A 10,186-nucleotide genomic window follows, 5' to 3' on the forward strand; every position below is an offset into this window, starting at 1 on the left:
CCGCCTGCGCCAGCCAGGTCGCCAGTTTCATGCTCCAGCCGGGCAGCGTCAGGTTCGACAGATTGACCGCCGTCCCCAACAGCAGGCCAATAATCATCGGGTTGGCGAGGCTGGCGACCAGAATACCGGGCTTGAACGGTTCGCTGCCGGCGAAACTGTCATAGAAACTCTGAGCGCTGAACAGCAGCAGGCTGTGTACGGCGAGGACGGTAAACAGCAATATCAGCCCTTCGCTGCCGTAAAGACCCGCCACCATCGCCAGGCCGATCAAGGCATTGTTGCCAAAGGAGGCGGTCAGTCCGAAAGGCGTCGGGCGACCCAGACTGCGGTGGGCGAAGAGATTGACCGCGGCGAAGATCAGCAGCGCGGGAACGAAGTAGGCGGCCAGCAGCGTGGTGTTCAGACCGTCGTGCAGCGGCGCATGGATCATGCCGGTAAACAGGACCATCGGCATGAACAGCTTGAAAGCCAGCACGCCCAGCGCTTTATTGGCGTGGGGATCGAGCGCGCCTCGGCGGGCCAGCGCGTAGCCGAGCAGGATCAAGAGAAAGATCGGCAGGATCGTTTGTGGGATGGCCACGGCGGGCGCCTCCTTTTCAACATGGCGGAAGGTTATTAATAGCGACTCCGGCGTCGCTTGTCAGCGCGATTTTTGGCCCGTTTGGCCCCTTGGCATACAAATTGCTAACTTTCTATAACCTATTGTTAAGCGTTCGATGGGACGACGACGCCGAAATGCCCACGAGGTTCGCCTATGCAGTCGCTCAACCTACGTCAGATCGAAGTCTTTCGGGCGGTGATGATCACCGGTTCGATCAACGGCGCCGCTCAACTCTTGTACGTGTCCCAACCCGCCGTCAGCCGCATGTTGTCTCATACTGAGGCACGGATCGGCTTCCAGCTTTTTGAACGGGTCAAAGGGCGGCTGTACCCCTCTCCCGAGGCGCGCAGCCTGTTCAGCGACGTCGAGTCCGTCTACCGCGATATACAGCGGGTCAACACCACGCTGCACAATCTGGTTCAGCAACGTCACGGCGTATTGCGCATCGCCAGCAGCCCCAGTCTGGGGCATCAGCTGGTGCCTGACGCCATCGCTGCCTTCCGACGGTGCAACGAAGATATTCTCGTCAGCCTGGAATGTCTGCGCCATGTCCTGCTGCGCGACAGGCTGCTCGACCAGCAGGCGGATCTCGGCATTTCTCTGTTTCCTATCGATCACCCCAATCTGCGCGCGGTGCCGCTAAGCTATATCCGGGTGATGGTGGTGTGCCCGGCGGATCATCCACTGACGCGTGTGTCGGCCAATGAGCTGCCCGACGCGCTGGCGGAGACGCCCTTCATCGGTTACGCCGCCGATACCCCCTTCCACAGCTTTATGAAGCAGGCGTTCGAACGCGTGGGTTTGCCCTACCGGCCGAGCATCGACGTCGACTCTCCGCATCACGCCTGCGCGCTGGTAAAAAACGGCACCGGTTTCTCCGTCGTCGACGAGATCTCTTTCCGTGCATCCGGCTCTGAGCGGATGGCGGTGCTGCCGATCCTCAACGAAGAACGCCTGACGATCAGTCTGGTTCACCTGCGGCGTGAGCCGTTGGCACAGTTTGCGCAGGTCTTTGTCGACAACCTGCGCGGTACGCTGGAAGAGGGCGGTTTTCACCTGTTCAACCTGGATTAACATCAGGTTAATCCCTACCGACAAATAGGCATACGACAGGGGCTGCCGTAGCTCCCACAATGGTCCTACACACTGTAAATGGTTTACCGACATCGGGTCGGTCTTGTGGAGGAATACGGCATGCGAGACATCGTTATCGGCGGCGCCCAGCTCGGGGCGATCCAAAAAAGCGACTCAAGAGAAAGCGTGGTCCAGCGCATGCTGGCGCTACTGGAGCAGGCCCGGCAGCAAGGCTGTGAGCTGGTGGTTTTCCCCGAGCTGGCGCTGACCACCTTTTTCCCCCGTTGGTTCATGGAAGATCAGCAGGAGGTCGATAGCTGGTTCGAGCGTGAAATGCCGAACGACGCGACCCGCCCGCTGTTCGATTTTTCCCGCGAACACGGCATTGCTATCACCTTCGGTTATGCGGAGCTGACGCCGGACGGCCATCATTACAACACGTCGATCCTGACCGATCGCCAGGGCAACATCGTCGGCAAATATCGCAAAGTCCATCTGCCGGGGCACGTCGAGTTCGACACCCAGCGCGACTTCCAGCATCTGGAAAAGCGCTATTTCGAACCGGGTGATTTCGGCTTCCCCACTTGGGAAACGCAGAACACGGTGATGGGCATGTGCATCTGCAACGATCGTCGCTGGCCTGAAACCTATCGTGTGATGGGATTGCAGGGCGTTGAGCTGGTGACGTTGGGCTACAACACGCCGTCGGTGAACTCGCAGAATCGCGGCGAGGGTGAAGAACACCGCCTGTTCCATTCCGAGCTGTGCATGCAGGCCGGCGCTTACCAGAACGCCACTTGGGTCGTCGGCGTCGCCAAGGCCGGGGTGGAAGATGGTTTTCCGTTGATGGGCGGCAGCGTGATCATCGATCCGAACGGTTTTGTCGTGGCGCGCGCCAAGGGGCAGGACGATGAGCTGATCGTGCATCGCTGCGATATGGATCTGTGCCAGTTCGGCAAGACCACGATCTTCGACTTTGCCCGTCACCGGCGTATTGAACACTACGGCATCATCACCCGCCAGACCGGCGTTGAGCGTTCCTGACCTGGAGAGTAAGCCATGCGCACCGTATACCTGAACGGGGAGTTTGTGCCGGAGAACGAAGCGAAGATCTCGATCTTTGACCGTGGCTTCACGTTCGCCGACGCGATCTACGAGGTCACCGCCGTGCTGCAAGGCCGGTTAGTGGATATTGAATTGCATCTGGCCCGCCTGCGCCGTTCGCTGAGCGAGCTGTCACTGACGCTCCCGCTGGATGACGCCGCGCTGTTGGCGATCCACCGCACGCTGATCGCCCGCAACGATCTGCAGGAGGGCCTAATCTATATGCAGGTCAGCCGCGGCGTGGAAGATCGCAACTTCCAGTTCCCGCCTGCGGGAACGCCGCCGACGGTGGTGCTGTATACGCAGTCGAAAGTCGTGATCGATAGCCCGATGGCGGAGCGCGGCATGAACATCATCAGCCTGCCGGATCTGCGCTGGGGACGTTGCGACATCAAGACCACGCAGCTGCTGTATCCGTGTCTGGCGAAAGAGCAGGCGCGTGCGCAGGGCGCGGATGACGCCTGGCTGGTGAAAGACGGCTGGATAACTGAAGGCACGTCCAACAATGCGTTCATCGTGACCCGCGATGGCGCGGTGGTCACGCGAGCGCTGTCGCATGCGTTGCTGCCCGGCATTACGCGCGGTTCCCTGCTCGCACTATTGAAGGCGCAGGGGCTGCGTTTCGAAGAACGCGCCTTTGCGCTGGATGAAGTCAAACAGGCCGCCGAAGCGTTCATTACCTCCTCCACCTCGTTTGTGTACCCGGTGGTGACGCTGGACGGCCAGCCCATCGGCGACGGTAAACCCGGGCCTCTGGCCCAGCGGTTACGCCGTCTCTATATCGACCATGCGCTGAGCGCATTGACATAACCGGGCGGCAGGCCACGGCTTCCGGCAAACCGCTCTCTTTTAACGTGACCACACAGCAAGTCCCGACACCATTCGTTGCCCTTTTAAGGAGTGTTGAGAATGAAAAAGTATCCATCCCGTTCCTTGATTGCCTCTCTGCTGTTGCCGATCGGCCTGAGCGCCGCGCTGTTTTCCACGTCCTCGCTGGCTGCGGAGAAAACGCTGCACGCGGTGATGTCCTCCTCCCTGCGCGTACTGGATCCTATTGCGACTACCGCCCAGATCACCCGTAACCACGGCTACATGATTTACGACACGCTGATCGGTATGGATGAGCATCAGGTTCCTAAACCGCAGATGGCCGACTGGACCGTGTCTCCCGACGGCCTGACCTATACCTTCACGTTACGCGACGGTCTGTTGTGGCATGACGGCAAACCGGTGACCGCCGCGGACTGCGTCGCTTCCCTCAAGCGCTGGGCGCGTTACGACGTGGGCGGTCAGCTGATGATGAAGTACACCTCCGGCATCACCGCCACCAATGACAAAACGATCGTCCTGACGCTGTCCAAACCGTTTGGCTATGTGCTGCAACTGTTAGCCAAACCTTCCTCCGTCGCGGCCTTCATGATGCCGGAGCGTGTCGCCAATACGCCTGACGGCAAGATGATCACCGATTACACCGGATCCGGCCCGTATAAGTTCGTCGCCAGCGAATTCGATCCCGGCAACCGCGTGGTCTACGAGAAGTTCCAGCAATACGTACCGCGCAAAGAGCCAGCCAGCGGCACCGCAGGCGGCAAAGTGGTCAAGGTCGATCGGGTGGAGTGGATCAACATGCCGGATCGTATGACGGCGATCAACGCGCTCTCATCCGGCGATATCGACTTTATCGAACAGCTGCCGATCGATCTGTTGCCGATGGTGCAGGCCAATCCGGAACTGAAGTCCGGGGTGCTGAGCAAGCTCGGATCGCTGACCGGCGGACGCATGAACTTCCTCTATCCTCCGTTTGATAACCCGGATATTCGCCGCGCCGCGATGCTGGCGATGAGCCAGAAAGACGTGCTCGATGCGCTGGTGGGCAATCCGGAATACTTCAAGCTGTGCGCCTCTGTATTTGGCTGCGGCACCGCGCTGGAGACACAGGCTGGCGGTGAGTCGTTGCTTAAAGGCGGAGACATCGAAGCGGCCAAGGCGCTGCTGAAGAAAGCGGGTTATGACGGCACGCCGGTGGTGATCATGCAGCCGACCGATGTCCCCAGCCAGGCGCCGCAGCCAGTGGTGGTGGCGCAGGCACTGCGCAAGGCAGGCTTCAACGTCTCTTTGCAGCCGATGGACTGGCAGACGCTGGTTTCGCGCCGGGCGAATCAGAACGCCCCGGCTCAGGGCGGATGGAACCTGTTCTTTACCTACTGGAACGCGGAAACCATCTGGAACCCGGTGGTGAACCCGATGCTGGATGGCGGCGGACGGCAGGGCGCCTGGTTCGGCTGGCCGACCGATCCGAAAATGAACGAGCTGCGCGTGGCGTTCGCTACTGCTACCGAGCCCGCCAAACAGAAAGCGATTGCGGTAGACATCCAGAAACACGCGATGGATCAGGTCAGCTATATCCCGCTCGGCCAGTTCTACGACGTGGCGGTCTGGAGCAGCCGCATCAGCCACTTGATGACAGGGCCGTCCACGGTGTTCTGGAACGTCGAAAAAAGCGACTGATTACTGTGTGATTAATGCCTTCGGAGGTCCCTATGCTTGGTTACTTCATTCGCCGCGTTCTGGCGGCGATCCCGGTGATGCTGGTGGTCGCGTTGTTTGTTTTCCTGCTGTTGCGGCTGTCACCGGGCGATCCGGCGGCGATCATCGCCGGCGACATGGCGACCCCGCAGCAACTGGAGGCGATCCGCGAAAGTCTGGGTCTGAATCAGCCGCTGTATCAGCAGTTTTTCGTGTGGATTTCACAGCTGCTGCGCGGCGATTTCAGCACGTCGTTGATGGCTCACACGCCGGTGCTGACCATGATCGGCCAGCGGCTGGAGCCGACGCTGAGCCTGGCGCTGGTGGCGATCGCCTTTACCATTTTGATCTCCGTGCCGCTGGGCGTACTGGCGGCATGGAAGCACGGCAGCTGGATCGACAATCTGGTGATGTCGACTTCGGTGCTGGGCTTTTCGGTGCCGGTGTTCGTCATCGGCTATGTCTTGATCACGGTGTTTTCGCTCGAGCTGAGGTGGCTCCCGGTGCAGGGATTTAGCAGCATTACTCGCGGCGTGGGGCCTTTCGCCCAGCGCATCGTGCTGCCGGCGCTGACGCTGTCGTCGGTGTACATCGCGCTGGTGGCGCGCATGACCCGGGCCAGCGTGCTGGAAGTTCTGGGCGAAGACTATATCCGTACCGCTCGCGCCAAGGGGCTGGCGGAGATCCACGTGCTGTTCCGGCACGCGCTGCGCAACGCGATGATCCCGATCCTCACCGTGATCGGCACCGGCTTCGCGCTGATGATCTCCGGCGTCGTGGTGACCGAAAGCGTGTTCAATATCCCGGGGCTGGGACGGTTGATCGTCGATGCCGTACTGGCGCGTGACTATCCGGTGATTCAGGGCATGATCCTGCTGACCAGCGGGGTGTATGTCATCATCAACTTGTTGATCGATCTGTCTTATGCGATCAGCGATCCACGCATTCGTTACTGAGGGCCTGGCTATGAGCAAACCTGATTCTCTGACCCTGCCCGCGCCCCGGCATCGATTGATCACACTGCCGCGCATGCCGCTGACGTCGGCGATCGCGCTGGTGATCCTGACGCTCATCGTCGCGATGGCGATCTTCGCGCCCTGGATCGCCCCTCACGATCCGGTCGCGCTGTCGCCAGCCATGCGCCTGAAACCGCCCAGCGCGGAATTCTGGCTGGGGACGGACGCCTACGGACGCGATCTATTTTCGCGCATTGTCTATGGCGCGCGGATTTCCCTGATCGTCGGCGTGGGCGTCACGGTGATGAGCGTGGTGATCGGCCTGCCGCTGGGCCTGCTGGCTGGTTATTTCCGCGGTATTGATGCGCTGATGATGCGTGTGATGGATGGCCTGATGGCGATCCCCGGTATTCTGCTGGCGATTGCCATCGTCTCTCTCAGCAGCGCCGGTATCTGGACCGTGATGGTCGCGATCATGGTGCCCGAGATCCCGCAGGTAGTGCGCCTGGTGCGCTCCCGGGTACTGTCGACTCGCGAAGAGCCGTATGTCGAGGCGGCAGTGCTGATGGGCACCTCCACATTTAAGGTGCTCACCCGGCATCTGATGCCGAACACGCTGGCGCCGCTTATCGTACAAAGCACCTATATCTGCGCTTCCGCCATCCTCACCGAGGCGATCCTGTCGTTCCTCGGCGCGGGCATCGGCACGGAGATCCCGACCTGGGGCAACATCATTTCCGAAGGGCGCGTGTACTTCCAGCTTAAACCTTCGCTGGTGCTGTGGGCCGGGTTGGCTCTGTCGCTGTGTATTCTGTCGATCAACCTGCTGGGCGATGCGGTGAGCGATGCGCTCGACCCGCGCCTGAAGAAAAGGGGAGCCGCATGAGCGAAGACCGGAAAGATATTCTGCGCGTAGAAAACCTCTGCGTGAATACGGCGCAGGGCGCGCCCATCCTGCAAGGCATCTCATTCGAGATTCAGGCGGGAGAGACGGTCTGCCTGGTGGGAGAGAGCGGATCGGGCAAGTCGGTGACGTCGCTGGCGACCCTCGGGCTATTGCCCAAAGGCGCGTTGAGCGCGACCGGCGGACGGATCCTGCTGGATGGCGAAGATGTGTTGCAGGTCAGCAACGGTCGCCTCAAAGCGCTGCGCGGCAGCCGCATGGCGATGATTTTTCAGGAGCCGATGACCGCGCTCAACCCGGTGCTGACGGTCGGGCGGCAAATTGACGAAGTGTTGCAGACCCACACGGATCTGAATGCTCAGGCGCGTAAGGCGCGGGTCATGGATGCGCTGTCTCAGGTGCATCTGCCGGACATTGAACGAGTGTACGCAGCCTATCCGCATCAGCTGAGCGGCGGCCAGCGTCAGCGCATCATGATTGCCATGGCGCTGGTGCTGGAACCGCGTCTGCTCATTGCTGACGAGCCGACCACCGCGCTGGACGTCACGACCCAGCAGCAAATTCTCAAACTGATCCGCGAGCTACAGCAGAAGCACGGCACGGCGGTGCTGTTTATCACTCACGATATGGGCGTGGTGGTGGATATCGCCGACCGTGTCTGCGTGATGCGTCAGGGGCATATCGTTGAGTCCGGCAGCGTACAGCAGGTGCTTTCGGCGCCGCAAGAAGCGTATACCCAGGCTTTGCTGTCGGCGGTGCCGAGCCTGGTTCCCCGAGCGGCGCGGCGCGAGGCCGCCAGCGCGCAGGTGGTGCTGGACGTCGTCGAGCTGGGTAAAACCTATCCGGCGGCGGGCAGCGCGTGGTCGCTCTTTCGGAAACGGCGGCAAGGTACGCGGGCCGTACACGACGTGTCATTTATGCTCAAGCGCGGTCGTACGCTGGGGATTGTTGGGGAAAGCGGTTCCGGCAAGTCGACGCTGGCGCGCTGCGTCATGCGCTTGCTGACGCCGACCTGCGGCGCGGTGCGAGTGACCGGCAAAGATATCTCCGAGCTGACGCCGGTGGGGCTCAAACCGCATCGCAAGCGGATCCAAATGGTGTTTCAGGACCCGAATCGGTCGCTGAATCCCCGCATGAGCATTGGCCGGAGTCTGGTGGAAGGGCCGGTGAATTTCGGCGTACCGTTCGCACAGGCCTGGGCGCGGGGGCAGGAACTGCTGGAGCTGGTCGGGCTGCCCGCGGACGCCATCGACCGCTTTCCGCATCAGTTTTCCGGCGGTCAACGGCAGCGTATCGCGATTGCCCGCGCGCTGGCGATGGAGCCGGATGTCATCGTCGCCGATGAGGCAGTCTCTGCGCTCGACGTTTCGGTACAGGCGCAGGTGCTGCAACTACTGGCGGACATTCAGGAACGCATGCAGGTCGCCATCTTGTTCATCACCCACGATTTACGCGTAGCCGCTCAGGTCTGCGACGATGTGCTGGTCATGCAGTACGGTCAGGTTATCGAATATGGGCCGGCGGCCGATGTGCTGGCCCATCCCCAGCAGCCTTATACCCAGCAACTGATGGAGGCGGTCCCCGGCAAGGGATGGGACTTTGCCGCCGGACGGAGGATGTGACGATGGCCTACGATCTGCTGTTCCTGAACGTCACCGTGGTCGATGGAACGGGCAATGATCCCTATGTCGCTGACGTCGCGATCCGCGGCGATCGGATCGCAGCGATTGGGTCGCTGGCTGGACGCGACGCCGTGCGGACGATCGAAGGCGGCGGCCGCTGCCTGATGCCGGGATTTATCGATGTCCATACGCATGACGATACGCACGTCATCCGCACGCCGGACATGCTGGCGAAGATCTCGCAGGGCGTTACCACCGTCATCGTCGGCAACTGCGGGATCAGCGCATCGCCGGTGATACTGCCGGGCGCGCCGCCGGACCCGATGAATTTGTTGGGGGGCGAAGACGCGTTCATTTATCCGACCTTCGATGACTATGCCGACGCCGTCGAATGCGCCTGTCCCAGCGTCAACGTGGCGGCGTTGATCGGCCATACGGCGCTGCGGGCCAACGTGATGGATCGTTTCGATCGCCCGGCCACGCCACCCGAGCTGGATCGGATGTGCGAGACGCTGGAAAAGGCGCTCGACGCAGGTGCCATCGGCCTCAGCTCTGGGCTGGCTTACACCAATGCGAAGCAGGCGCCGATGGCGGAGATGCAGCGTCTGGTGGATATCGTCGGCGCGCACGGCGCGCTCTACACCACGCATATGCGCAACGAACATGACGGCCTGCTGGATTCGTTGCAGGAGTCGTTCAGCACCGCCCGACGGGCGGGCGCCGATCTGGTGATTTCCCACCTCAAGTGCGCGGGTGCGGGCAACTGGGGACGTGCGCCATTGGCGCTGGCCGCGCTGGAAAAGGCCGCTGACGAGCAATCCTGTAACTGCGACTGTTATCCCTATTCGGCCAGCTCAACCACGCTGGATGCCTGGCGCGTCGACGGCAAGATGGAGATCTTCATCACCTGGTCTGATCCCCATCCGGAGGTGGCCCGGCAGACGCTCAAAGCGATCGCCGAACAGTGGGGCGTCGATCAGTGGGAGGCCACCGAGCGTTTGCGTCCGGCGGGGGCGATCTATCACATGATGAGCGAGGACGATGTGCGCCAGATCCTGGCGCATCCGCTGTCGATGGTGGGCTCGGATGGGCTGCCCAACGATCCCAATCCTCATCCGCGGCTGTGGGGAACCTTTCCACGCGTACTGGCGCATTATTGCCGGGATTTAAAGCTGTTCGAACTTCCCGAGGCCGTACGCAAAATGACGGGGCTGTCTGCCGCGCGTTTTAGGCTGCAAGATCGCGGCGTGGTGAGGGAAGGGGCGTTCGCCGATGTCGTGCTGGTCGATATGGCGACGATCCAGGACGTCGCAACCTACAACGATCCCTGTCGGATCGCGCCGGGCATCGATCTGGTGGTGGTCAATGGCGTGGTGAGTTATGAGCAGGGCCGCGTACA

At 61.3% G+C, this 10,186-nt stretch carries 9 protein-coding genes; 8 read left to right on the forward strand and 1 reads right to left on the reverse strand.

The annotated features are described in order from the left end of the window. The coding region (locus Q7O77_RS09755) for an AEC family transporter (protein WP_304166369.1) at positions 1–580 on the reverse strand (580 nt) is incomplete at its 3' end. A 174-nt stretch (positions 581–754) separates the two neighbouring features. On the opposite strand from Q7O77_RS09755, the gene Q7O77_RS09760 reads away from it, so the two are divergent. From Q7O77_RS09760 to Q7O77_RS09795, 8 genes are all read left to right on the forward strand, one after another. Further along, the gene (locus Q7O77_RS09760; RefSeq protein ID WP_085653393.1) at positions 755–1,675 is read left to right on the forward strand and encodes a LysR family transcriptional regulator; all 921 of its coding nucleotides are present in this window, start codon (positions 755–757) and stop codon (positions 1,673–1,675) included. A gap of 120 nt (positions 1,676–1,795) precedes the next feature. Next, positions 1,796–2,719 (forward strand): N-carbamoyl-D-amino-acid hydrolase, encoded by a 924-nt coding sequence (locus Q7O77_RS09765; RefSeq protein WP_085653392.1) that lies wholly within the window; start codon positions 1,796–1,798, stop codon positions 2,717–2,719. Between the two features lie 15 nt (positions 2,720–2,734). Further along, on the forward strand, positions 2,735–3,589 hold the full coding sequence (locus tag Q7O77_RS09770; RefSeq protein ID WP_304166373.1) for a D-amino-acid transaminase: 855 nt from the start codon (positions 2,735–2,737) through the stop codon (positions 3,587–3,589). Positions 3,590–3,688: 99 nt separating this feature from the next. Further along, on the forward strand, positions 3,689–5,287 hold the full coding sequence (locus tag Q7O77_RS09775; RefSeq protein WP_304166376.1) for an ABC transporter substrate-binding protein: 1,599 nt from the start codon (positions 3,689–3,691) through the stop codon (positions 5,285–5,287). A gap of 32 nt (positions 5,288–5,319) precedes the next feature. Then, a complete protein-coding gene (locus Q7O77_RS09780) occupies positions 5,320–6,261 on the forward strand; it encodes an ABC transporter permease (protein WP_026739545.1) in 942 nt (313 codons plus the stop codon). 10 nt (positions 6,262–6,271) lie between these two features. Next, positions 6,272–7,147 carry an ABC transporter permease gene (locus Q7O77_RS09785; RefSeq protein ID WP_085653389.1) on the forward strand — a complete coding sequence of 292 codons (876 nt, stop codon included), beginning with the start codon at positions 6,272–6,274 and terminating at the stop codon, positions 7,145–7,147. Further along, entirely contained in the window at positions 7,144–8,787 is a 1,644-nt protein-coding gene (locus tag Q7O77_RS09790; protein ID WP_304166383.1) for an ABC transporter ATP-binding protein, read from the forward strand. The genes Q7O77_RS09785 and Q7O77_RS09790 overlap by 4 nt, the downstream gene beginning before the upstream one ends. Before the next feature lie 2 nt (positions 8,788–8,789). Next, positions 8,790–10,186 (forward strand): amidohydrolase family protein (locus Q7O77_RS09795; protein ID WP_304166386.1); only part of this gene is annotated, 1,397 nt, incomplete at its 3' end.

Origin of the sequence: Lonsdalea britannica, from assembly GCF_946477055.1 — a bacterium.
Taxonomy (GTDB): Bacteria; Pseudomonadota; Gammaproteobacteria; order Enterobacterales; family Enterobacteriaceae; genus Lonsdalea; species Lonsdalea britannica_A.

What these genes read in the sequence shown, in the direction of transcription:
- Q7O77_RS09785 (WP_085653389.1), top strand. Translation starts at nt 6,272, where the DNA reads ATGAGCAAACCTGATTCTCTGACCCTGCCCGCGCCCCGGCATCGATTG.
- Q7O77_RS09775 (WP_304166376.1), top strand. Translation starts at nt 3,689, where the DNA reads ATGAAAAAGTATCCATCCCGTTCCTTGATTGCCTCTCTGCTGTTGCCG.
- Q7O77_RS09770 (WP_304166373.1), top strand. Translation starts at nt 2,735, where the DNA reads ATGCGCACCGTATACCTGAACGGGGAGTTTGTGCCGGAGAACGAAGCG.
- Q7O77_RS09765 (WP_085653392.1), top strand. Translation starts at nt 1,796, where the DNA reads ATGCGAGACATCGTTATCGGCGGCGCCCAGCTCGGGGCGATCCAAAAA.
- Q7O77_RS09790 (WP_304166383.1), top strand. Translation starts at nt 7,144, where the DNA reads ATGAGCGAAGACCGGAAAGATATTCTGCGCGTAGAAAACCTCTGCGTG.
- Q7O77_RS09760 (WP_085653393.1), top strand. Translation starts at nt 755, where the DNA reads ATGCAGTCGCTCAACCTACGTCAGATCGAAGTCTTTCGGGCGGTGATG.
- Q7O77_RS09780 (WP_026739545.1), top strand. Translation starts at nt 5,320, where the DNA reads ATGCTTGGTTACTTCATTCGCCGCGTTCTGGCGGCGATCCCGGTGATG.